This window comes from Serratia sp. ID 25-353, from assembly GCF_054792795.1.
Genome location: NZ_CM139236.1, coordinates 2,824,061 through 2,847,024 on the forward strand (window position 1 = coordinate 2,824,061; position 22,964 = coordinate 2,847,024).

Annotated in this window: 25 protein-coding genes; 16 read left to right on the top strand and 9 right to left on the bottom strand. The window is 61.0% G+C overall.

All coding sequences use genetic code 11. The features are described from left to right. The first annotated feature begins 170 nt into the window (after positions 1 to 170). The 4 genes from ACYF6X_RS13595 (at position 171) to ACYF6X_RS13610 (ending at position 3,402) form a co-directional block, all read left to right on the top strand. Positions 171 to 614 (top strand): acetyltransferase, encoded by a 444-nt coding sequence (locus ACYF6X_RS13595; protein ID WP_015377088.1) that lies wholly within the window; start codon positions 171 to 173, stop codon positions 612 to 614. Between the two features lie 263 nt (positions 615 to 877). Next, positions 878 to 1,903: a methionine ABC transporter ATP-binding protein gene (locus tag ACYF6X_RS13600; RefSeq protein WP_130018396.1), complete on the top strand. Its 1,026-nt coding sequence runs from the start codon at positions 878 to 880 to the stop codon at positions 1,901 to 1,903. Further along, positions 1,896 to 2,564 (top strand): methionine ABC transporter permease, encoded by a 669-nt coding sequence (locus tag ACYF6X_RS13605; protein WP_033637581.1) that lies wholly within the window; start codon positions 1,896 to 1,898, stop codon positions 2,562 to 2,564. Before ACYF6X_RS13600 ends, ACYF6X_RS13605 begins: the two co-directional genes overlap by 8 nt. A gap of 19 nt (positions 2,565 to 2,583) precedes the next feature. Continuing rightward, complete coding sequence (locus tag ACYF6X_RS13610; RefSeq protein ID WP_063991248.1) at positions 2,584 to 3,402, top strand: MetQ/NlpA family ABC transporter substrate-binding protein; 819 nt, start codon at positions 2,584 to 2,586, stop codon at positions 3,400 to 3,402. Between the two features lie 282 nt (positions 3,403 to 3,684). Here the strand turns inward: ACYF6X_RS13610 and ACYF6X_RS13615 are convergent, their stop codons facing one another. Beyond that, entirely contained in the window at positions 3,685 to 4,329 is a 645-nt protein-coding gene (locus ACYF6X_RS13615) for a TetR/AcrR family transcriptional regulator (RefSeq protein ID WP_063991247.1), read from the bottom strand. Positions 4,330 to 4,505: 176 nt separating this feature from the next. Between ACYF6X_RS13615 and bhsA (ACYF6X_RS13620) the strand changes: the two genes are divergently transcribed. The 3 genes from bhsA (ACYF6X_RS13620) (at position 4,506) to dapF (ending at position 6,203) form a co-directional block, all read left to right on the top strand. Continuing rightward, positions 4,506 to 4,763, top strand: a complete 258-nt coding sequence (gene bhsA / locus ACYF6X_RS13620; protein ID WP_033637578.1) for a multiple stress resistance protein BhsA — start codon at positions 4,506 to 4,508, stop codon at positions 4,761 to 4,763. Between the two features lie 193 nt (positions 4,764 to 4,956). Beyond that, a complete protein-coding gene (gene bhsA / locus ACYF6X_RS13625) occupies positions 4,957 to 5,214 on the top strand; it encodes a multiple stress resistance protein BhsA (RefSeq protein WP_130018395.1) in 258 nt (85 codons plus the stop codon). 113 nt (positions 5,215 to 5,327) lie between these two features. Next, positions 5,328 to 6,203 carry a diaminopimelate epimerase gene (gene dapF / locus ACYF6X_RS13630; RefSeq protein WP_107227364.1) on the top strand — a complete coding sequence of 292 codons (876 nt, stop codon included), beginning with the start codon at positions 5,328 to 5,330 and terminating at the stop codon, positions 6,201 to 6,203. Here the strand turns inward: dapF and ACYF6X_RS13635 are convergent. Then, on the bottom strand, positions 6,178 to 7,476 hold the full coding sequence (locus tag ACYF6X_RS13635; RefSeq protein WP_063991244.1) for an SLC13 family permease: 1,299 nt from the start codon (positions 7,474 to 7,476) through the stop codon (positions 6,178 to 6,180). The genes dapF and ACYF6X_RS13635 overlap by 26 nt on opposite strands. A gap of 84 nt (positions 7,477 to 7,560) precedes the next feature. Continuing rightward, the gene (locus ACYF6X_RS13640; RefSeq protein ID WP_130018467.1) at positions 7,561 to 8,466 is read right to left on the bottom strand and encodes a bifunctional helix-turn-helix transcriptional regulator/GNAT family N-acetyltransferase; all 906 of its coding nucleotides are present in this window, start codon (positions 8,464 to 8,466) and stop codon (positions 7,561 to 7,563) included. Between the two features lie 500 nt (positions 8,467 to 8,966). On the opposite strand from ACYF6X_RS13640, the gene amyA reads away from it, so the two are divergent. Further along, positions 8,967 to 10,457, top strand: coding sequence for an alpha-amylase (amyA, locus tag ACYF6X_RS13645; RefSeq protein ID WP_063991242.1), 1,491 nt, complete (start codon positions 8,967 to 8,969; stop codon positions 10,455 to 10,457). A gap of 120 nt (positions 10,458 to 10,577) precedes the next feature. After that, on the top strand, positions 10,578 to 11,426 hold the full coding sequence (locus ACYF6X_RS13650) for a PA4780 family RIO1-like protein kinase (RefSeq protein ID WP_063991241.1): 849 nt from the start codon (positions 10,578 to 10,580) through the stop codon (positions 11,424 to 11,426). A 9-nt stretch (positions 11,427 to 11,435) separates the two neighbouring features. Here the strand turns inward: ACYF6X_RS13650 and ACYF6X_RS13655 are convergent, their stop codons facing one another. Beyond that, positions 11,436 to 11,654 (bottom strand): DUF7661 family protein, encoded by a 219-nt coding sequence (locus tag ACYF6X_RS13655; RefSeq protein ID WP_025301999.1) that lies wholly within the window; start codon positions 11,652 to 11,654, stop codon positions 11,436 to 11,438. A 69-nt stretch (positions 11,655 to 11,723) separates the two neighbouring features. Here ACYF6X_RS13655 and ACYF6X_RS13660 point away from each other — a divergent pair, with 69 nt between their 5' ends. Next, positions 11,724 to 12,551, top strand: a complete 828-nt coding sequence (locus ACYF6X_RS13660; RefSeq protein WP_130018394.1) for a helix-turn-helix transcriptional regulator — start codon at positions 11,724 to 11,726, stop codon at positions 12,549 to 12,551. Here ACYF6X_RS13660 and ACYF6X_RS13665 read toward each other — a convergent pair. The 3 genes from ACYF6X_RS13665 to lsrG all read right to left on the bottom strand — a co-directional run bounded on the left by ACYF6X_RS13665 (position 12,527) and on the right by lsrG (position 14,487). Then, on the bottom strand, positions 12,527 to 13,117 hold the full coding sequence (locus ACYF6X_RS13665) for a LysE family translocator (RefSeq protein ID WP_063991239.1): 591 nt from the start codon (positions 13,115 to 13,117) through the stop codon (positions 12,527 to 12,529). The genes ACYF6X_RS13660 and ACYF6X_RS13665 overlap by 25 nt on opposite strands. A gap of 83 nt (positions 13,118 to 13,200) precedes the next feature. Next, the gene (locus ACYF6X_RS13670) at positions 13,201 to 14,106 is read right to left on the bottom strand and encodes an EamA family transporter (RefSeq protein WP_063991238.1); all 906 of its coding nucleotides are present in this window, start codon (positions 14,104 to 14,106) and stop codon (positions 13,201 to 13,203) included. A gap of 87 nt (positions 14,107 to 14,193) precedes the next feature. Next, positions 14,194 to 14,487: a (4S)-4-hydroxy-5-phosphonooxypentane-2,3-dione isomerase gene (lsrG, locus tag ACYF6X_RS13675; RefSeq protein ID WP_043146917.1), complete on the bottom strand. Its 294-nt coding sequence runs from the start codon at positions 14,485 to 14,487 to the stop codon at positions 14,194 to 14,196. 192 nt (positions 14,488 to 14,679) lie between these two features. Here lsrG and lsrK point away from each other — a divergent pair, with 192 nt between their 5' ends. From lsrK to ACYF6X_RS13705, 6 genes are all read left to right on the top strand, one after another. Next, positions 14,680 to 16,245 (top strand): autoinducer-2 kinase, encoded by a 1,566-nt coding sequence (lsrK, locus tag ACYF6X_RS13680; RefSeq protein ID WP_165384397.1) that lies wholly within the window; start codon positions 14,680 to 14,682, stop codon positions 16,243 to 16,245. Positions 16,246 to 16,466: 221 nt separating this feature from the next. Further along, the gene (locus ACYF6X_RS13685; RefSeq protein WP_063991236.1) at positions 16,467 to 17,651 is read left to right on the top strand and encodes an MFS transporter; all 1,185 of its coding nucleotides are present in this window, start codon (positions 16,467 to 16,469) and stop codon (positions 17,649 to 17,651) included. A 59-nt stretch (positions 17,652 to 17,710) separates the two neighbouring features. Beyond that, positions 17,711 to 18,604 carry a LysR family transcriptional regulator gene (locus ACYF6X_RS13690; RefSeq protein WP_107227358.1) on the top strand — a complete coding sequence of 298 codons (894 nt, stop codon included), beginning with the start codon at positions 17,711 to 17,713 and terminating at the stop codon, positions 18,602 to 18,604. 79 nt (positions 18,605 to 18,683) lie between these two features. Beyond that, positions 18,684 to 19,025, top strand: a complete 342-nt coding sequence (gene yajD, locus ACYF6X_RS13695) for an HNH nuclease YajD (RefSeq protein ID WP_016928619.1) — start codon at positions 18,684 to 18,686, stop codon at positions 19,023 to 19,025. A 271-nt stretch (positions 19,026 to 19,296) separates the two neighbouring features. Then, positions 19,297 to 19,932, top strand: a complete 636-nt coding sequence (locus ACYF6X_RS13700) for an AAA family ATPase (RefSeq protein ID WP_033637564.1) — start codon at positions 19,297 to 19,299, stop codon at positions 19,930 to 19,932. Next, positions 19,929 to 20,231, top strand: coding sequence for a hypothetical protein (locus ACYF6X_RS13705; RefSeq protein ID WP_063991234.1), 303 nt, complete (start codon positions 19,929 to 19,931; stop codon positions 20,229 to 20,231). Before ACYF6X_RS13700 ends, ACYF6X_RS13705 begins: the two co-directional genes overlap by 4 nt. A gap of 25 nt (positions 20,232 to 20,256) precedes the next feature. Here the strand turns inward: ACYF6X_RS13705 and ACYF6X_RS13710 are convergent, their stop codons facing one another. Both ACYF6X_RS13710 and ACYF6X_RS13715 read right to left on the bottom strand, forming a co-directional pair. Further along, positions 20,257 to 22,500 carry a xanthine dehydrogenase family protein molybdopterin-binding subunit gene (locus ACYF6X_RS13710; protein WP_130018393.1) on the bottom strand — a complete coding sequence of 748 codons (2,244 nt, stop codon included), beginning with the start codon at positions 22,498 to 22,500 and terminating at the stop codon, positions 20,257 to 20,259. 2 nt (positions 22,501 to 22,502) lie between these two features. Further along, complete coding sequence (locus tag ACYF6X_RS13715) at positions 22,503 to 22,955, bottom strand: (2Fe-2S)-binding protein (protein ID WP_063991232.1); 453 nt, start codon at positions 22,953 to 22,955, stop codon at positions 22,503 to 22,505. Positions 22,956 to 22,964 lie beyond the last annotated feature (9 nt).

Sequence of the window (22,964 nt, forward strand, 5' to 3'; positions counted from 1 at the left end):
TGAAAGCATTAACTTACTGAATTACAGTTGTTATACCGCTGGCAGAAAGGCGGGCCTATTCGATCCACTGCAGAGGCGCTTTGCAGGGCGTTAACCCACGTTAATTCGGCACTAACCCCACAAAACCTCTATCTAGTTTTTTTCCTCCAACTTAGATAGCAGAGAGTTCGATGATTACCATCAGAGCACGCGCGGCGGAAGACAACGCGCAATTGGCAGATATCTGGCTGCGTTCGGTGCGCGCCACTCACCATTTTTTAACCGAAGACAACATCGCGCAGCTGTTCCCGCTGGTGCTGAACGACTACCTGCCGGCGGTTAACGTCTGGGTGGCTGAAGAGCGGCCGGGGCACCCCTGCGGCTTTATCGGCCTGAACGGCAACAAGGTGGAGATGCTGTTTATCGACGCCGATCAGCGCGGCAAAGGGGTGGGCAAAGCGCTGCTGACCCACGCGGAAACGCTGCACGATGAACTGCAGCTGGACGTGAACGAGCAAAACCCGCAGGCCAGCGGTTTCTATCGCCACTACGGGTTTGTCATCACCGGCCGCTCGCCGCTCGACGGCCAGGGCAACCCGTTCCCGCTGCTGCACATGAAGCTGGATAAACGCTAGCCCTCCCGCCGGCCGCCCTGCGGCCGGTTTTCTCCCCCCTGTTTCACCCGCCGTTTTATATATCAAATCAGAATAAGTAATAGAATTTACATTCTTCCTGTCACTATAAACCCTCGGTAGGATTGCCCGGTATTCACCCGCAACAGAGGTTCCGTCCGCCACTCCCCGCCGGGTTGTGCCCGCCGAAAAGCCGAACGATCCCTGTCCGGCGCACCGAGCTCTGGACGGAATGCTGTGAAGCATCGATAAGGATCCGCTTCGCTATGATCGTTCTTTCGAACGTTTGCAAAACTTTTGACAGCACACAGGGCCGCGTCGTGGCGGTAGACAACGTCAGTCTGGCGGTAGAGGCCGGGCAAATTTACGGCATCATCGGCTACAGCGGCGCCGGCAAAAGCACGCTCATCCGCCTGCTTAACGGCCTGGAAACGCCCACCAGCGGCCGCATTGACGTAGGCGGCTTCGATATCGCCCGCGCCAAAGGCAGCCACCTGCGCCAGGCGCGCCTGAAAATCAGCATGGTATTTCAGCACTTCAACCTGCTGTGGTCGCGCACCGTCAGCCAAAACATCGCTTTTTCCATGCAGATCGCCGGCGTGCCCAAGGCGCAGATTGCGCCGCGCGTGGCGGAACTGATCGCGCTGGTCGGCCTGCAGGGGCGCGAAGACGCCTACCCGTCGCAGCTCAGCGGCGGCCAGAAACAGCGCGTCGGCATCGCCCGCGCGCTGGCCAATAACCCGAGCGTGCTGCTGTGCGACGAGGCCACCTCGGCGCTCGATCCGCAGACCACCGACGCCATTCTCGACCTGCTGCTGGACATCAACCGCCAGCTGAAATTGACCATCGTGCTGATCACCCACGAGATGCACGTGGTGCGCAAAATCTGCCACCGCGTGGCGGTGATGGAAAACGGCCGCATCGTCGAAGAAGGCCCGGTGCTCGACGTGTTCACCCGGCCGCAGCAGCCGATCACCCGGCAGTTCGTCAAACAGGTGTCACAGTATGCGGACACCGAAGAGAGCTTCAACCCGCTGCTCATCGCCCACCTGCCGGGGGCGATTTTCAAGCTGACCTTCGTCGGCGTGCAAACCCATCAGGCGGTGATCTCTGAAGTGATCCGGCGCTATGCCCTGACCGTCAACATTCTGCACGGCAAGATCAGCCACACCCTCAACGGTTCGTTCGGCGAACTGTATATCCACGCCGAAGGCAACGAACAACAAGTCGCCGACATGCTCAACCTGCTGCACGAAAGAGACATCGCCGTCGAGGTTATCCAACATGATTGAATCCCTGTTCCCCCACCTGCGTCTGGATCAACTGTGGGACGCCACCTGGGAAACGCTGTACATGACCGGCATCGCCGGTTTGGCCACGCTGGTGCTGGGCATCGTGCTCGGCGTGCTGCTGTTTTTAACCTCGAAGGGCCAGCTGTGGCAGAACCGGGCGGTCTACTCGCTGATCTCCGTGTTGGTCAACGTCTTCCGCTCCATTCCGTTCATCATTCTTATCGTGCTGCTGATCCCGTTCACCAAGTCGCTGATCGGCACCATTCTCGGCGCGGACGCGGCCCTGCCGGCGCTGATCGTCGGCGCGGCGCCGTTCTACGCCCGGCTGGTGGAGATCGCGTTGCGCGAGGTCGACAAAGGGGTGATCGAAGCGGCGCGCTCGATGGGCGCCAAAAACCGCACCCTGATTTTCCGCGTATTGCTGCCGGAGAGCTCGCCGGCGCTGGTTTCCGGCATCACCGTCACCCTGATCGCGCTGGTGAGCTACACCGCGATGGCCGGGGTGATCGGCGCCGGTGGCCTGGGCAACCTGGCCTATCTGGAGGGGTTCCAACGCAACCACAGTGACGTGACGCTGGTGGCGACGCTGACGATTCTGCTGATCGTTTTCGTCATTCAGTTCATTGGCGACACCCTGACAAGAACGCTCGATAAACGTTAATTAACCAAGGAAAACGATGATGAAAAAGCACCTACTGATGTTGGCTTTCGCCTCTGTCGCCACCCTCGCCTCTTACGGCGCCGCCGCCGCGACCAAGCTGGTGGTCGGCGCCTCCAACGTGCCGCACGCCGAGATCCTCGAACAGGCCAAACCGATACTGGCGAAGGAAGGCATCGATCTGCAGATCAAGCGCTTTCAGGACTACATCCTGCCGAACACCGCGCTGGCCAGCCACGACATCGACGCCAACTACTTCCAGCACGTGCCTTACCTGAACTCGGTGCTGAAAGACCACGCCGACGACAAGAGCTACGACTTCGTCAGCGCCGGCGCGATCCATATTGAGCCCATCGGCATCTACTCGAAGAAGTACAAGAGCCTGAAAGATCTGCCGGAAAACGGCAAAATCATCATGCGCGACGCGGTGGCGGAAGAAGGCCGCATCCTGTCTATTTTTGAACGGGAAGGGGTGATCAAGCTGAAACCGGGGGTGAGCAAGGTGGACGCGCGCATCACCGACGTGGTGGAAAACCCGAAACACCTGAAGTTCCAGGCCAACGTTGAGGGCGCGCTGCTGCCGCAAATGTACAACAACGACGAAGGCGACGCGGTAGTGATCAACGCCAACTACGCCATCGACGCCGGGCTGAATCCGACCAAAGATCCGATCGCGGTCGAAAGCGGCGAAAACAACCCATACGCCAACATCATCACCGTGCACAAGGCCGACGTGAACAAGCCGGAGATTGTGGCGCTGGTGAAGGTGCTGCACTCCAAGCCGATTCAGGACTTTATCCGCGAGAAATACCAGGGCGCGGTGATCCCGGTCAATCAGTAATCGGTTACACGGCCCGGTAAAAGCCGCAATGCCGCTCACTTAAGCCTGAGTGGCATTTTTTTATCCAGCCTCTGGGCGTTCTGTGCAGGGGAATTGCCGTAAATGTCCGCATTTCTCTGTGGCCAATATGAACGGCAATTGGAGGGGCCGCGCCTTCGGCCCCTGGCTCGGTCGAGGAGCGTGAGCCACATGGGGCATCTCACTTTTATCGACCGAAAATGTCACGAACGCCTGCAGAAAAACGCTAACTGATCAGCATTGCGGTAAAAGCCGGGCCGGTTGTTACACCTTATTGCCAATCTGGCTGAGCCGTGGCCACACCAGCATCAACGCCTCCAGCAACCGCAGCAGATCGCTCCGGCTTGCCCCTTCGCGCGCCTGCACCGACATGCCTTCAATGGTGCAAATCACGTATTTCGCCAGCAGTACGGTGTCGGTTTTCGCCAGCAGTTCGCCCTGCTGCACCTTGCGATCGAAGCAGGCTTTCAGCGCCGCTTCCTGCGCATGATGCTTCCTGCGCAGCATCTGGGCGACGTCATCGGACGCCGACGACAGCGCGGCCGAGGCGCACACCATGAAACAGCCTGACGGCGTATCGGGATCGGTAAACACTTCGACGGAAGAGCGCACGTAGGCTTCGACGATCTCGGCCACCGGCAGATCCTGCTCCAACAGTTGGTTGGTGCAGGTGGTGTATTTTTGCAGATAGCGTTCCACCGCCGCGCGGAACATCCCTTCCTTGTTGCCGAACTCCGCATACAGCGTCGGCGCCTTGGCGCCGGTCACTTCCACCAGATCGGCCAGCGAGGTGGCTTCATAGCCGTGCCGCCAGAACAGATCGAGCGCGCTTTCCAGCGCCCGATCGCGATCAAATTGTTTCGGTCTGCCGCGGCTTTTTTTGCCGCAGACCGCTTCATTGATGCCCATCGTTCCTCTCCTATCCCGCTCCACGGCAGGGTTAGCACAAATAACTTAACGATCATTATAAAAAAATATTGCGCCCTCGTCGAGAACCGATTAGCATTTAGTTATCGATCGTTAAGATAATTTAGCGAAGCAGATTAACCCCCTCTATTTACCGTTATCGGAAAGGAAATAACATCATGAAAAACTTAAAATTAACCTTAGCAGCTCTCACTCTGGCCAGCGTTTCCTTCGGCAGCTTCGCCGCTGATTTGGTCCAGAACCAACCGGCAGACCAGCAGAAAGTGGGCGTCATCACCGTCAGCGGCGCATCCGATCTGACCTCGCTGGAAAGCAGCCTGGCCGCCAAAGCCGATCAGGCCGGTGCCAAATCCTTCCGCATCATCGGTGCCGGCGGTAACAACCAACTGCATGGCACCGCAGAAATCTATCAATAACAAGGTATTAAACCAGCGGATCGCGAGAAATTCTGCTCCCGACGCCAGGGCGTTAAAAAAAATTAATTAACGAGCATTAAAAAAATACTTGCAATCCGTCAAACCGGCATCTAACATTAAATTATCGATCGTTAATTAATTTAACGACCTTACAAAACTAACATCGTAAAGAACAAAGATAGGAAATAAGACCATGAAAAACCTGAAAATGACCATCGCCGCCATCGCACTGGCTTCCGTCTCCTTCGGCAGCTTCGCCGCCGAACTGGTCAACGCTCAACCGGCCGATCTGCAAAAAGCCGGCGTCGTCAGCGTCAGCGGTGCTTCCGACCTGAGCAGCCTGGAAAACAAACTGGCGGCCAAAGCCGACGCAGCCGGCGCCAAATCCTTCCAGATCATCGCAACTACCGGCGACAACAAATTGCACGGTACCGCGATCATCTACAATTAATTGCCACACCGGCAATCGCGCAAAAGGGCGGCTCAGGCCGCCTTTTGTTTGTTTTGATGCCAACGTTCTGTTGTAAGCTGTAGCAACCTTTTCTTGCTGAGCCGAGCAACGCCATGACTCCCCTGCTGTTTCACAAATATCACGGCCTGGGCAACGACTACCTGGTTTGCCACCGTTCGGTCGCCGATCGTCTGAGCCAGGAACAGATCCGCCTGCTGTGCCACCCGCATTACGGCATCGGTTCCGACGGCCTGCTGATCGACAGCGGCGACGCCGTCAATCCCACCCTGCGCATCATCAACCCGGATGGCTCCGAAGCGGAGAAAAGCGGCAACGGCCTGCGTATCTACGCGCGGTATCTGTTCGACAGCGAGCGCGTGGGGCATCAGCCGTTTCTGGTGCATACCGCCGGCGGCGACGTGCGTTGCCAGGTGGCGGAAGACGCGCATCAGATAACCGTGGAGATGGGGCGCGCCAATTTCAGCCCGGCGGCGCTGCCGGCCTTGATCGATCTGCCGGAGGCACTGAACTATCCGCTGCCCCTGATGGAGGAGACGTTAAGCGTTTCGCTGGTGTCGATGGGCAACCCGCACTGCGTGGTGCCGGTGGAAAAACTGGATCTGGCGCAGGTGCATCGGCTCGGACCGCAGATTGAACGCCATCCGCTGTTCCCGAAACGCACCAATGTACAACTGGTGGAAGTGGTCGATCGCCAGACGCTGCGCATCGGCATCTGGGAGCGCGGCGCCGGTTTTACCCTCGCCTCCGGCAGCAGCAGCTGCGCCGCCGCCAGCGTGATGCGCAAGTTGGGACAAGTCGACGATCGGGTTAGCGTGCGGATGCCGGGCGGCGAACTGCAAATCGCCTTCAGCGGCGATTTTCAGGTCAGCATGCGCGGACCGGTGCATAAAATCGCCACCCTGACGCTGGACGAAGATTGTTTTGCCGGCGGCGCGGGGCTGTTTACGGGATCCACCCCAGCAGCCTGAACCACAGATAATCCAACGGCACCAGCAGCGCAAAACTGAGCGCGGCCAACAGCAGGCACAGCTTTAGCCCTTCGCGCGCCGGCACTTTGCCCATCCCCATCGCCACCACGATCGGCGAGGCCTGATACGGCAGCAGCGGCGTGGCGTAACCGATCACCTGGGTCATCAACACCGTCAGCAGCGGCAGACCGCTGCCCGCGGACAGCGCCTGCGCCAGCGGGGTAAACAGCGCCGGCACGCCGTTGGCGGTCACCACGAAATTCAGCAACGCGGTGATCCCCACCAGCGAACCGAATGCGGTGAACGGTTTGCCGTGCAGATCCGGCATCATCGCCAGCAGCGCACCGCCCAGCCGATCGCCAAGCCCCGAGTGGCTGACCAGCGCAGTCAGCCCCAGGATCCCCGCCACGTAGATGCAGGTGCGCACGTTAACCCCGGCGGCGAACTGCTCGCCGTTGAGAAACCCGATACGTGGCAACAGGCAGAAGCAGGCCGCCGCCAACCCGATCCAGGCGGGGGCGATGCCGTGCCAGCTGTCGGTCATCCACAGCAACACCGTGGCACCCAACAGTGCGATCAGCCGCCATTCGGCGGCGCTGAGCGGGGTTTGCGCCGCCTCGGCCGCCACCGGCTGCGGCCGCGCACGGAACAGGCCGCAGATGCACAGCGTCAGCAGCGCGCCTTTGGCGATCCCGAGCACCGGGGCGTGCAACAGCAGGTAGGAAAGATAAGCGAAGTGGCTGCCGTAGGCGCTTTCCGCCGCGCCGCTCATCACCAGGTTGGGCACGTTGGCCGGCAGGATGCTGGCGGAGAGCTGGAAGGTGCCGAACCCCACCGCCAGCGCCAAACCGATGCGGCCGCGCGAGCCCTCCACCAAACCGGCGCGATCGGCCAACGCCATGACGATCGGCATCAGCAGCGTAATGCGCCCCATGTTGGAAGGCATGACAAACGCCAGCGCGTAGCTTATCGCCACCACCCCGCCCACCAGGCGGAGCCAGGAGCCGGCCAGGTGCGGCAAGAGCCGGTTGGCCAGGCGATCCGCCAAACCGGTGCTGCGGATGGCGGTGCCCAGCACAAAACCGCTGAGCACCAGCCAGAATGCGGAAGACGCGAAACCGGAAAAGGTCACCGCGGCAGGCGCCAGTTGCAACACCATCACCGCCGCGAAGAACAGCAGCGCGACCAAATACTCCGGCAAGCGGGCGCTGGCCCATAGCGCGATGACCACCAGCGTGACCAGCGCGGACAGCGCCATCGGATCCCCCAGCATAGTTTCCTCCCTGATAAAACGTTGTGATTGTTATCAAACGGTTAACAGGGTGGCACAAGGCGCGGGCGCTAACCTTGAAACCGCTCACATATCGCCGTTCTTCAGATTTTTCAGCATGCACACGTTGCAACCGTGATGGCCGGTGTTGCCGCGCCGTTCCGTCAGCAGCGTGAATCCCAGCGCGTAGTACAACCCGATCGCCTCTTTCAACTGTTCGGTGGTTTCCAGGTAGCAGTAGCGATACCCCGCCGCCCGCGCCGCCTTCAGCGCCTGCACCACCATATAGCGCGCCATACCCAGCCCACGCGCGCCGGGTTTGAAGAACAGCTTCTGCAGCTCGCAATAGCCGGGCTCTTCGCCCGCCAGCGGCGCCATGCCGACGCCCCCCACCACCTGCCCGTCCCGCTCCAGCACCCAGTAGTGGCCGCCGTTGTCGCGATACAGGCCGGTCAGCCGATCGAGATCCGGATCGTGCAGGCTGACGCCTTCCATCTTGTCCATGCCGTACTCACGAAACACGTCGCGAATGATCGCCGCCATCGCCGCATCGTCGCGCGCGGCGATCGGCCGCACCCGCAGGTTGGCGTCGCGCTGTTTGCGTGCGCTGCGCAGCGCCGCGGTCATCTTTTTCATCGCCGCGGTGGTGCTCGCCAGCTCATCGTCGTTCAACTGCGCCAGCGCCGCCTGCATAAAACCGTCGGCGTCGCTCTCGATGCCGGCCAGCGCCTTGCCGCCGTTTTTACTCAGCCGATGCAGGTTGTGCCGCTTGTCATCCGGATGATCCACCGTTTCTATCACGCCGGCGGCGACCAGACTGCGCAGCGCCCGGCTGGCGCTGGCCTTGTCGATGCAAAGCCGGGCCGCCAGCTCGGTGACGCCCAGCGGCTGCTCGCTGACTTCAATCATCAGATGGATCTGCAGCGGCGAAAAGCGCGAGCCGTTGCTCTGCTTGTTCAACATGCCGAATTCTCTGACCAAACTGCGCGCCAATGCTCTGAAATCCCTGATGTTCACGACGTTATGCTCCCCTGTTCTTCCACCTTCACGCTAGGTTGGATGGATTATTGGTTGATAGTGTTACCTAATTTCGAACATAACGATAACGCATAAACAATTGCGAATGAATAACCAACGGGGCACCTGAATATGTCAAAATATTTCACTCACAAGAACTTAAAACCAAAAAAATAATCACTTTAAAAATTAAAACTCAAATTAAAATTTAAAATTAAAATAAAAAACCAATTAAAATGAGCGCAAAAACAGCAAACCTTGAAATAGCAAAAAATAAAATAAATATCTATTTGAAAAATAAAATATAAAAATTAAAACGTGAAAACTTGATAGCAACAACTTAACCGCTATCTGGTCAACGTCGGTTACATATTTACGCCTGCCTTCGCACGCCTCCCTGCACCATTGTCCCTTTTGCCAAAAGTAGCCCATGCTTTAACTGCTCCTCTCCTTCTGGCTAACCGGGACGCTGGCTCATGACGAAAAAAACCACCCTGCTGCAATTCTTTCACTGGTACTACCCCGACGGCGGCAAACTGTGGCAGGAGGCCGCCGAGCGCGCCCCGCACCTGGCCGAACTGGGCATCACCGACCTGTGGCTGCCGCCCGCCTGCAAGGGCGCTTCCGGCGGCTACTCCGTCGGCTACGATACATACGATCTGTTCGATCTCGGCGAATTTGACCAGAAAGGCAGCGTGGCCACCAAATACGGCGACAAGGCGGCGCTCGAACACGCCGCCAATACGCTGCGCGAACACGGCGTGGGGGTGCTCTACGACGTGGTGTTCAACCACAAGCTCGGCGCGGACGAGAAAGAACAGGTACACGTGTTCAAGGTGGACGCCAACAACCGCAACGACATCGACGACCAGGGCTTCGACGCGCTGGCCTACACCCGCTTCACCTTTCCCGGCCGCCAGGGCGTGCATTCCGAGTTTATCTGGGATTACACATGCTTCAGCGGCGTCGATTACGTTGAGCAGCCGGACGACAAAGGGGTGTTCAAAATCGCCAACGACTATGGCGACGACGGCTGGAACGATCAGGTCGACGACGAAAAAGGCAACTACGACTATCTGATGGGGGCCGACGTGGAGTTCCGCAATGCCGCCGTGACGGAGGAGCTCAAATACTGGGCGCGCTGGCTGTTGGAAAGCCTGCCGTGCGACGGCTTCCGCCTGGACGCCGCCAAACACATTCCCGCCTGGTTCTTCAAAGAGTGGGCGGATCACGTGCGCGGCAGCGCACAGCGCGACCTGTTTATCGTCGCCGAATACTGGTCGCACGATCTGAGTGCGCTGCAACAATACATCGAGCTGGTGGACGGCAAGGTGATGCTGTTCGACGTGGCGCTGCACCTGAAGTTTCATCAGGCGTCGAAACAGGGCGACGGCTTCGACATGGCGCAGATCTTCACCGATACCCTGACCGCCGCCGATCCGGCCCACGCGGTAACGCTGGTCGCCAACCACGACACCCAGCCGTTGCAATCGCTGGAAGCGCCGGTAGAACCCTGGTTCAAACCGCTGGCCTACGCGCTGATCCTGTTGCGCGAACAGGGCGTGCCCTGCGTGTTTTACCCCGACCTGTATGGCGCCAGCTACCGCGACAAGGGGCGCGACGGCGGCGAGTACCAGATTGACATGCCGGCGATCCCGGAGCTGGAGAAGCTGATTGCCGCCCGCCAGCGTTTCGCCAACGGCCCGCAAACCGACTACTTCGACGACAGCCACTGCGTGGCCTTCAGCCGCGCCGGCACCGCCGAGGCCCCCGGCTGCGTGGTGGTGCTGACCAACGGCGGCGAGAGCGGCAAGACCGTCGCACTGGGCGCCGATTTGGCGCACATCGCCTGGCGCGATTTCCTCGGCAACCGTCAGGAAGAAATCACCACCGACGACCAGGGCAGCGCCCATTTCCCGGTCAACGCCGGCGGCGTCAGCGTTTGGGTGCCGGCCGCCAGCCTGTGAGCGCCCGCCGCCGCGTAATGATGACGCGGCGGCAAAACTAATGTTTGCCTTTCGGGTCTAACTTACGCTATCAACTGCGCAAGCCATTCACACCGGAGCCTAAATAGGGTACAAGGCTGCATGAAAATTCCAAAACGACTCCAGCCGCTGGTTGATGACGGGTTAATCGACGACGTCATCCGCCGGTTGAAAAGCGGCAAAGAAGCCGACGTGTTTATCGTGCGCTGCGGCGATGAGATCCGCTGCGCCAAAGTGTACAAAGAGGCCGAGAAGCGCAACTTCAAGCAGGCCGTTCACTATCAGGAAGGGCGCAAGGTGCGCAACAGCCGCGACGCGCGCGCCATGAGCAAAGGCTCCAAATTCGGCCGCCAGCAGCAGGAAGAAGCCTGGCAAAACACCGAAGTGGACGCACTGTATCTGCTGGCCAAGGCCGGGGTGCGGGTGCCGCAGCCGGACATCTGCCTGGACGGCGTGCTGCTGATGGAGCTGATCACCGACGAAGAAGGCCTGGTGGCGCCGCGCCTGAGCGATGTCATCCTGACGCCGGAACAGGCGCGCGCCGATCACGCCCTGATGATGAACTACGCGGTGCGCATGCTGTGCGCCGGGCTGGTGCATGGCGACCTGTCGGAATTCAACGTGCTGATGGATAAAGACGGGCCGGTGATCATCGATCTGCCGCAGGTGGTGGACGCCGCCGCCAACAACCACGCCAAAAGCATGTTCGAGCGCGATATCGGCAATCTGGCCGAGTATTACGGCCAGTTCGCGCCGGAGCTGCGCGACAGCCAATACGCCAAAGAGATTTGGGCGCTGTATCAGGAAGGCAACCTGACACCGGACAGCACTCTCAGCGGCCGGTTCAGCGAAATCCAGAAACGCGCCGACGTCGGATCGGTGCTGGAAGAGATCCAGGCCGCCGGCGAGGAACACCAGCGCCGCATGATGGCGCGCAACGCGGAAGAGTAACGCGCCGCGCTATTCGACGCGAAACACGTCCGGCCGCTGCGGCGTCGCCGCCTCGTGATAGATATCCCCCAGATAGCCGGCGATCTCCTCTTCGCGCAGATCGGCCGGCAGCACGATATCGTGACTGGGGGCATATTTGCGCTCCGGCAACGTCACGCGGAACAGCCGCCATTCGTCCCCGATGCGCTTCACGCCCAGCAGACGGCCGAACACGTTAAAAATCATCATCCGCCATTCCCTCTCTCGTCGCTTTCAGGCTATAACACTGTGATGCCGCCGCAGTGAAAAGGAAAGCGTATGAGTGAAAAAACGCCGCAGTTCTGGCGCGATCCGCAGTTGCCGTTCGTCGAAGCCCGCGCCATCGCGGATGGCCGCCAGGTGTGTTACAGCCTGCACAGCCACGAATTCTTTTCCATCGGCGCCATCACCGGCGGCGTCAGCACCTATGTCAACGGCGAGCGGCGCATGCAGGTCAGCGCCGGCGATTTGGTTGTCATCAACCCGCAGCAGGCGCATGCCTGCAACCCCATTGCCGAACGCCGTTGGTCGTACATCATGTTCTATCTCGATCTCGCCTGGCTCGGCGCGCTGCAGCAGGAGCTGCTCGGCGGCGACGGCGACCGTTTTGTTCCGTTCAGCCAGCCGCTCAGCCGCGATCCGGCGCTGTTCCACGGCCTGAACCAGCTTTATGCGCTGCTGACGGATCCGCTGTGCTGCGCGCTGGAAAAACAGATCGCCATGGTGGAGTATTTCAGCGCCCTGCAGCTCGGGCTGGGCGATGTCCGCCAGCCGGAGACACCGTCGCATACCCGACTGGAAGCGGCGGCGGCGTTTATCGACGCGCACTGCACCCGGCCGCTGACGCTGGACGACATTTGCCGCGCCGCCGCGCTGTCCCCTTCTTACCTGATCCGCGCCTTCCGCCAGCGCTACGGCATGACGCCGCACGCCTATCTGGTCAACCGCCGCGTGCAGCACGGCCATCGGCTGTTGAAGAGCGGCCTGCCGATCGCCGCAGCCGCCAGCGAAAGCGGCTTTGCCGATCAGGCGCACTTCCAGCGCACCTTCAAGCAGCTGCTGGCCGCCACGCCGGGGCAGTATCAAAAACCTTCCGCCAGCAGATAGCAGGCGCTGGCCGCCAACAGCAGCGCCATCGCCCGGTTGAAACGCCGCACGTTGCGCGCCTGCCTGAGCAGGCCACGCAGCATCGCGCCGACATAGGCCCAGCAGGCCACCGAGGCATAGCAAATCACGAAGTAGAGCCCGGCGAACTGCCACAGCAACAGCATATCGCCGTCGCCGACAAAGGCGCCGAGGCTGGCCACCGACGCCAGCCACGCCTTGGGGTTCAGCCATTGCATCAGCGCGCCGTACCAACAGGAAGGCGCCCGCGCCGCGCCGTTGCCCAATCTGCCGTCGTCAAACGCCAGCCGGTAGGCCATAAACAGCAGGAAGGCCACGCCGGCCCACTGAATCAAGCGGGTCAATGCCGGCCACAGGATCAGCAGCTGGTGCATGCCCAATCCCAGCAGCACCAGCAACAGGGTAAACCCCAGCGTAGCGCCGAACACGTGGCGCTGGGTCGCGCCAAAGCCGAATTGCGCCCCGGCGCTCAAGGCGACGATGTTGACCGGGCCGGGAGTGATGGAGGCCGCCAGCGCAAACGCGGCCATGGAAAGGTAGATGTTCATGATGGGCACCTGAGAAAGTATTCACAGGCGCCAGAATGCCGGCCGCCGCCGACAACGTATTGAACAGAATTGCCCTGTTCGGTTTAACGCGCGATCGCCGCCCGACGGCGCGGCAGCCCGAAGGTGTTGACCGCCATGCCGGCCAGCACCAGCAATGCGCCGCCGAACTGCGCCGGCGACAGCGCTTCGTCCAGCAGCAGCCAGGCGGCGAACAACCCGACCAGCGGCACCAGCAGCGTCAGCGGCGCAACCCGCCAGGTTTCATAGCGCCCCAGCAGGCTGCCCCACACCGAATAACCGAACAGCGTGGCGGCGAACGCCAGATAGGCAACCGCCAGCCAGGTGCCGACCTGCACATGACTCAGGCTGCTTAGCACCGCCTCAGGGCCGTCGAACAGCCAGCTGCAAGCCAGGAACGGCACGACCGGGATCGGCGCGCTCCACACCACCAGCGATAAAATATTACGCTGCGGGAAACCGGCCAGGATCTTCTTGTTGGTCAGGTTGCCCAGCGCCCAGGAAAACGCCGCCGCCAGCGTCAGCAGCAGGCCCGCCAGGGGGACCGCGCCGCTGCCCGGCTTATGCAGGCTGGCCTGCGCCAGCACCAGCATGCCGCCGCTGGCGATAGCGATGCCGACGAAATGGTTGACGCGCAGCTTTTCGCCCATCAGCACGACACCCAACAGCAAGGTGAAGAACACCTGCGCCTGCAGCACCAGCGAAGCCAGCCCCGCCGGCATCCCCACCTTGATGGCGACGAACAGAAACGCGAATTGCGCGAAGCTCATGGTCATGCCATACAGCAGCAGCCATTTCCACGGGATAGTCGGACGCGGGATAAAAAAGATCGCCGGCAACGCCACCAGCAAAAAACGCATCCCGGCCAGCAGAAACGGCGGCATGCCCTGTAAACCGAACTTGATCACGACGAAATTCACGCCCCAGATCACCACCACCAACAGCGCCAACAGCCGATCGCGCAATGTCATCCTCGCCCCGCTTATCCCATTGAAAATTCGCTTTAGCTTGCAGGTTACAACCAAACCGGGCGCATGGACACCGGCAAACGCCGGCGATTATTCCGGCATCAGGCCGATAAAGGTGGTCTTCTTGCGCGGGCCGGTCATCAGCGCTTCCAGCTTCTCCACGCACTGCAGGTAGTGCGGGGTCTGCTTGTGCGCCGCCACCGCCTGCTCGTCGCGATAAGCTTCGTAGATGTAAAACCGCGTCGGAATCTGTTCATCCTGCAGCACGTCGAAGCGCAGGTTGCCCGGCTCTTCGATTGCCCCCCGATGATTGGCGCGGAAAACATCGATAAATTCGTCGATTTTGTCCTGTTTAACGTTGATCTCAACCAATGTGACGTGCATGGCAACTCCTTGTTTAAACGGCGTACCGCAAAATGACTCTTTCCAACCATAGGTTTATTCCCGTCGATTGCCCGCCGCAACGGCAATTTTGCCGCCTGGCTCACAAATCGCATCGGCGACGCCCACTCCTTCCCCGGCGGGGTAAGGCGGTGGCATCTATAGTTAACACTCCTCCCCCTGAGAGCATAGGCTATGGATAACTACTTGATGGCGCTGGACGCAGGAACGGGCAGCATTCGCGCGGTGATCTTCGATGTGGCGGGCAACCAGATCGCGCACGGCCAGGCGGAGTGGCAACACCTGGCGGTGTCGGGCGTGCCCGGCTCGATGGAGTTTGACCTCAGCCGCAACTGGCAGCTGGCCTGCCAGTGCATTCGCCAGGCCTTGCAGCGCGCCGGGCTGACGGCGCAGGCGATACGCGCGGTGGCCTGCTGCTCGATGCGTGAAGGCATCGTTCTGTACGACCGCAACGGCGTGCCGATCTGGGCCTGCGCCAACGTCGATGCGCGCGCCAGCCACGAAGTCAGCGAGCTGAAAGAGCTGCACAACCACGGCTTCGAACGCGAGGTGTATCAATACTCCGGCCAGACGCTGGCGCTGAGCGCCATGCCGCGCCTGCTGTGGCTGGCGCACCATCGTCCGGACATCTACCGCCAGGCGGCGACGCTGACCATGATCAGCGACTGGCTGGCCAACATGCTCAGCGGCGAGCTGGCGGTCGATCCTTCCAACGCCGGCACCACCGGCATGCTGGATCTGACCAGCCGCGACTGGCGGCCGGCGCTGCTCGACATGGCCGGGCTGCGCGCCGATATTCTGTCGCCGGTGAAAGAGACCGGCAGCGTGCTGGGGCGCGTCACCGAACAAGCGGCGCAGGAGAGCGGGCTGCTGCGCGGCACCCCGGTGGTGATGGGCGGCGGCGACGTGCAGCTCGGTAGCCTGGGGCTCGGCATCGTGCGCGCCGGGCAGACGGCGGTGCTCGGCGGCACCTTCTGGCAGCAGATCGTCAACCTGCCGGAGCCGGCCATCGATCCGGAGATGAACATTCGCATCAACCCCCACGTCATTCCCGGCATGGCGCAGGCGGAATCCATCAGCTTCTTTACCGGCCTGACCATGCGCTGGTTCCGCGACGCTTTCTGCGCGGAGGAAAAATTGCTGGCGGAGCGGCTGGGGGTCGATGCCTACAGCTTGCTGGAAGAGATGGCGGCCAGGGTGCCGCCGGGTGCCTACGGCGTGATGCCGATCTTTTCCGACGCCATGCATTTCAAAACCTGGTACCACGCGGCGCCATCGTTCATCAACATGTCGATCGATCCGGAACGTTGCAACAAACAGACGCTATTCCGCGCGCTGGAGGAGAACGCCGCCATCGTCTCCGCCTGCAACCTGGAGCAAATCGCTGCCTTCTCCGGCGTGCAGGCGCGCTCGCTGGTGTTCGCCGGCGGCGGGGCCAAGGGCAAGCTGTGGAGCCAAATCCTCAGCGACGTCACCGGTTTGACGGTGCGGGTGCCGGTGGTCAAAGAGGCCACCGCGCTGGGCTGTGCGATCGCCGCCGGCGTCGGCGCCGGGCTGTACGAGTCGCTGGCCGAAACCGGTGAGCGCCTGGTGCGCTGGGAACGTGAGTATCAGCCGGACATGGCCCACCACGCGCTGTATCAGGAACAGAAAGAAACCTGGCGGCAGGTTTACGCCGATCAGCTGACGCTGGTGGATAGCGGCCTGACCACTTCGCTGTGGAAAGCGCCAGGGCTGTAAACGCTACGCGGCATTCGGTCATAACCTTATGCCGTTTTATTCATTTCCCCTCAGCGCGGCGCAAGCCGCGTTTCCACTCGCCGCCGGCGATTGTTTCCCCTCAGAAACAGTGTAACCACCGCAAACGGATTTATCCGCGGCTTCGGCCTGCCGTAGATTGTGATTTCGGTCACACCGCGCCCCGAGCGCGGCCTGCGCATTCACCCAAGACGAGCGGCATTATGCTGAATAATAAAGATAAACCTGCATCATCCCCGTGGCCGGCGATCTTCTCGCTGACGGTCGCCTGTTTTGTCATGGTCACCACCGAGTTTCTGCCGATCGGCCTGCTGACCAACATCGCCCCTTCGCTCGGCGTCAGCACCGGCACTGCCGGGCTGATGGTCACCATGCCCGGCATCGTGGCGGCGGTGGCCGCCCCCGCATTGAGCCTGATTTCCGGCCGCCTGGATCGGCGTTTACTGATGCTGGGGCTGTCGCTGCTGCTGATCGTCTCCAACCTGGTGGCGGCGCTGGCGGTTAACTTCCCGATGATGCTGTTGGGCCGCGTGCTGCTGGGCATCTGCGTCGGCGGCTTCTGGTCGTTCGCCGCCAACTACGGCCGCCATCTGGTGCCGGAAGCCAGCCAGGGCCGCGCCACCGCGCTGATCCTCAGCGGCATCTCGGTCGGCGCGGTGTGTGGCGTGCCGGCCGGGGCCCTGATCGGCGATCTGTTCGGCTGGCGCGCCGCCTTCTTCGGCGGTGCGGCATTGGCGGTTGGCGTGCTGCTCGCGCAGCTGCGTTTGCTGACCTCGGTGCCGCCTTCCCGGCCGGTCACGCCGCGCGATCTGGTGCTGCCGCTGCGCCTGCCGATGGCGCGCATCGGCCTGATCGCCATCGTGCTGTTGTTCATCGGCCACTTTGCCGCCTACACCTATCTGCGGCCCCTGCTGCAACAGGTGTTCGTCCTCAGCCCGTCAGCGATCTCACTGCAGCTGTTGGCCTATGGCGCCATCGGCCTGCTGGGCACCTTCCTCGGCGAGCGTCTGGGGGAGTACAGCCTGCGCGCCACCTTCATCCTGATCGCCGCCATGCTGGCGGGCATTCTGATTGTTTCGCCGCTGCTCAGCGGCCTCGGCGGCGCCACGCTGATGGTGTTGGTCTGGGGGCTGGCCTTTGGCGCGGTGCCGGTATGCGCCACCAACTGGATGTTCGCCGCCGTGCCGCAGGCGCCGGAAGCCGGCCAGGCGCTGCTGGTGTGCGTCATTCAGATCGCGCTGGCCTCCGGCGCACTGCTGGGCGGCGAGGTGGTGGACTGGCAAGGCGTCAGCAGCACCATGCTGTTCGGCGGCGCGCTGATCCTCTCCGCCACGCTGGTGTTCGGCCTCAGCTTGCGATCCGGCGCGATTGGCGCTAAACAGTGTTAATCCTTATTTATCCGCAGAAACATGCCCCGGCCGTCGCCGGGGCATGACGTTGGGAACCTATGGACCATCATTTGCTCGCTATCCGGGTATTTAACCGCGTGGTGGAAACCGGCGGCTTTACCCGCGCCGCCGATTCGCTGGGCATGCCGAAAGCCACGGTGACCAAGCTGATCCAGAATCTGGAGGATCACCTGCAAACCAAGCTGTTTCAGCGCACCACCCGCAGCGTGTCGGTTACCCGCGAGGGCGAATGCTATTACCAGAATACGGTGAAATGGCTGGCGGATTTGGAGCAGATGGAAGGCTGCCTGACCGAATCGCAAAGCTCTCCGCAAGGCGTGCTGCGCATCGACACCGGCGGCGGCACCGCGCGCCGGCTGCTGTTGCCCGCCCTGCCCGACTTTCTGGCGCGCTACCCGCAGATCCAGATCGATCTGAGCGTCGGCGACCGCGTTATCGATCTCATTAGCGACAGCACCGACTGCGTGATCCGCAGCGGCCCGCTGGCCGATTCCAGCCTGATCGCCCGCCGCCTGTTCGATCTGGACTGGGTGAGCTGCGCCACCCCGGCCTACCTGGCGCGCCACGGCACACCGCGCCACCCGTGCGATCTGGAGCAGGGTTTCCCGATGGTGCACTATCGCCACCCGCTCAACGATCGCATTCACCCGCAACGCTATGTCGAACGCGGCAAAGAGATCGCCATCCAGCAACGCTATCCGGTCAGCATCAACGAAGGCAACGCGCTGCTGGCGGCGAGCCTGGCCGGGTTGGGCATCATCCAGACCTACCGCTTTATGGCGCAGCCGCATCTCGACAGCGGTGAGCTGGTCAGCCTGCTGCACGACTGGCAGCCGCCGCCGGAGCAGATGTACGTGGTTTACCCGTCCAACCGCCACCTCAGCGGCAAGCTGCGGGCGTTTATCGACTGGGCGGTGGAGACGTTTCGCTAGCGGCAGGATGAGCCGCACGTTGTAGCCGCACGCAATGTGGTATTATTTGCCGCATAGTGATTCACGACGGACGACCACCATGGCCTATATCCCCAAAAACTATGCGAAGCTGGAAACCGGCTACCGCGAAAAAGCGCTGAAACTGTTCCCCTGGGTGTGCGGACGCTGCTCGCGCGAGTTCGTTTATTCCAACCTGCGCGAACTGACGGTGCACCACATCGATCACGATCACAGCAACAACCCGGAAGACGGCAGCAACTGGGAAATGCTGTGCCTGTACTGCCACGACCATGAACACTCGAAATACACCGAGGCCGATCAATACGGTTCGACGGTGGTGGCCGGTGAAGACGCGCAGAAAGATGTCGGCGTCGCCACCCACAACCCGTTCGCCAATCTGAAGGCGATGATGAAGAAATAATGTCGGCGACAGCTTAATAGGCAACTAACTTATTAAGCTGTTAAATTAACAAAACCTGCCTCCGCACCGCCACTTCCCAGAGAATTCCTACTTACCCATCCGGGCCATCCAGCGCAAAATAAGCTGCGCAGTTAACGACATACTGGCTTGGCAAGCCGCCGCAGTTGGTGCATATTGTTCGCGAGTTGTTCTTGTTAACCTGTTTGATTATCAACCTAATAAGCACATTAACTTAATAAGTTATCAGCTTAATAACTTGAGAGATGGCAGCATGATTGTCCTGATTGGCTCGCAAAAAGGCGGCGTCGGCAAATCGACGAAAGCGGTGAATATCGCCGGGTATTTGATTCTTAAGCAAGGCAAGACGGCGATCATCGTCGATGCCGACGACCAGAAATCGATCATGACCTGGTACAACGACCGTCAGAACGTCGAGGGGTTACCGCACATTCCTGTGGTGGCCGCATCGGGCAAAATCAAGGAAACCCTGCTGGAGCTGGATCGCCATTACGACTACGTGATCGTCGACACCGCCGGCCGCGACAGCGCCGAACTGCGCTCCGGGCTGCTGGCCGCCGATCTGTTCCTCTCGCCGCTGCGCCCTTCGCAGATGGATCTCGACACCATAGGCTATCTGTCGGAGATGTTCTCCACCGCGCAGGAGTATAACGAGAAGGTCAAAGGCTACATCGTGCTGAACATGTGTCCGACCAATATCTTCATCAATGAAGCCAACGAAGCGGCGCAGGTGCTGAGCGAATACCCGGAGTTCACCCTGGTGAGCCACCGCCTGTGCGACCGCAAGATTTACCGCGACGCCTGGGGCGAAGCCATCACCGTGCACGAGGCGAACAACGAAAAGGCACAGAGCGAAATTGAATGCCTGGTGAAAGAGGTGATCCTGTGAAGAAGCGCACACCCACCCACCGCATGTCGGAAGACGAATTCATCAACAGCGCCACCTCGCACACGCTGCCGGTCGCGGCGCCCGCACCGGAAGCCAAACCGGCCGGCCGCAAGCGCACCTATAAGGCGATCTCCGTCAGCCTGACGGACAACCACATTGAAGCGATCGATGAAGTGATCGTGCAGGCGGCGCGCAACGGCATCGTGCGCATCACCCGCTCCGACATCATCAAGCTGGCGATCGACGGGCTGGCGGAGAAAAGCGAAGCGCAGCTGCTGACGCTGCTGAAGAAGCTCTGACCGCGCGGCAGCCGCCGACGGGCCGTTAAACCGAGGAGAACTCGCGTGGGAACGGCATAGTACGATAGGTTTTGCCGGTGGCCTTATGCAGCGCGCTGGCCATTGCCGGAGCGACCACCGCAGTCGATACTTCCCCGCATCCCTGCGGTGCACGCGCGCTATCGAGCACCGCCACTTCCACCTTGGGCATTTCGGCGATCGCGAGCAGCGGATAACGATCGAAATTCCCTTCCACCACGCCGCCCCGTTCAAAATGCAGTTCGCTGTGCAGGCAGGTGGTCAGCGCAAAGCCGATGCCGCCCTCTACGTTGGCGCGTACCAGATTTGGGTTTATCACCTTGCCGCAGTCAATCGCACATACCGCGCGGAGCACCCGCAGTCGCCCCTCCTGAATGGCGATTTCAACCACCAAACCGACGTAGGTGGTGAAAGCGTTATTGCGGCCGAGCCAAATATTGCACGACATACCGCGATAAACGCCCGGCGGCGGTTCGTGCTGCCAACCCGCCGCCGCCGCGGTGGCGTCCAGTACGCGCAACGCTTCCGGAGTGTCCTGCAGCAGATGCCGCCGATACTGATACTCGTCCCGCTTGGCCTTATGGCTGAGTTCGCTGATAAAGCTTTCCAAAAAGAACAGGCTGGCGACGCTGCCGACACCGCGCAGATAGCTCAGGGAAATCGGCTGTTCAACGATGCCGGCCTCCACCTTCAGATGAGGGATGCGATACGGCGTGCTGTAAACGCACTCCACCATACTTTCATCCCATCCCCCGGCCTCGTGTACCGTTTCGCGCCGCATTTGCCAAAAGAGAGACTGCCCCGCATAGCGCGCCCACAGCGCCAGCGGGTAGCCGTTTTCATCCAGCAGCGCCCGATAATGGCTGATGCAGGCCGGACGATAATATTCATGCCGCATGTCAATCTCGCGCGGATAGATCACCTTGACCGGTTTTCCTACCGCCCGGGAGGCGGCGGTAGCATGCATCACGGCATCCGGCAGATATTTGCGCCCAAAGCTGCCCCCCAGGTAGGTCGTATTCACCACCACATCCGCCGGCTTCAGCCCGAACATTTTCGCCAGAACGTTGCGCACCATGTCCTGCCCCTGGAAAGGGCCCCAGGTTTCGATACGGCCCTCTTCATAATGACTGGTGGCATTGCAAGGCTCCAGGGTGGCATGCGCCACATAAGGCGCGCTGTAACGCGCCTCATGCAGGCGCGAACCCTGCTCAGCGTCATGGATCAACGCCGACGCCTCACCGCGATCAACCGCCGGCACCAAGGTATCGCCGTCCAGCATCGCCAGATTCTCCGCCGCAATCGCGCTATCGTTCAGCGCTTGCCCTGCGCCCGGCAGCCAGTCGACCTCCAGCAAATCCGCCGCCTTTTTGGCCTGCCAATAGCTCTCCGCCACCACGATCACCGTATTGAGCGACATATCGTGATCCAATCCGACCATGTTGTTCATCGACCACTGCCGGGTCAGCACCAGATCCACCACGCCCGGCATGGCCCGAATCTGCCGTTCATTACGCACGGCGACCAGCTTTCCGCTGAGGTCGGGCACCATCCAGGGGACGCCGATCAGCATCTCCGGCAGGTCGATATCGATACCGTAAATCGCGCTGCCGTCCACTTTCTCCGGCGTATCGACCCGCAACAACGGCTTGCCGATGAAACTCTCTTGCTCTTGCGCTTCGCTCTTTAAACCAGGCTGCGGATCCAACGGCAACTCGGCGGCATAGCGCACCAGATCGCCGTAGGCGACCTTGCGCTGCCCGCCTTCCTCAATCACCCAGCCCTTCTCCGTGCGACACTGCTGCGGTGAAAGCGCGAGATGTCTCGCACCGGCCCGCAGAAAGAAATCTCTCGCCTGCGCGCCGGCCAGCCGGGTGCGCTGATAAAATTTGGTCATGGAGGTTGAAGCGGCGACAAATTGCGCGAAAGCCTCGCCCCCGGCAACCTGACGGTAGGCATCGCGGCCGGTGACGAACTTCACCGTCACCTGCGCCCAATCGGCATCCATTTCCGCCGCCACCACTTCGGCCAGGCCGGTGTAAATCCCCTGCCCGACCTCACATTGCGACACGCCGATAACGATGCGGCCGCCGCTATCGATCCAGATCCAATCGTTCAATTCGTACTGACCGTCGGGCGGCACCGCGTCCTGTGAAACCACGGCCGCCAAGCTGCGCGTCGATATCGGCAGCAGCATGGCGGCCACCGCCAACGCGCTGCCTTTTAGCAAGGTTCTGCGGGTGATCGCCATGCTTAGGGTTCTCCCTTGTCGGCGGCGCGGTGCACCGCTGCGCGGATACGGTGGTAAGTGGCGCAGCGGCACAGATTGGTCAGGCCCGCCTCTATCTGCCGGTCGTCCGGCTTCGGGTGCTCCGCCAACAGCGCGCTGACTGCCATGATCATGCCCGATTGGCAGTAGCCGCACTGCGGCACATCCTCCGCAATCCAGGCCTGCTGCACCGGATGACTGCGATCGGTGGACAACCCTTCGATGGTAGTCACCTGCCGATCGCGTACCAATTGCAGCGGATAGCAACATGAACGCACTGCCTTGCCGTCGACATGTACCGTACAGGCGCCACAGGCGCCGATACCACAGCCGAACTTGGTGCCGGTTAACTTAAAATGTTCCCGGATCACCCACAGCAGCGGCGTATCCGGCTCGCCGTTAAATTCGACCGCCTGGCCGTTCAGATTGAACTTCATGCCATCCTC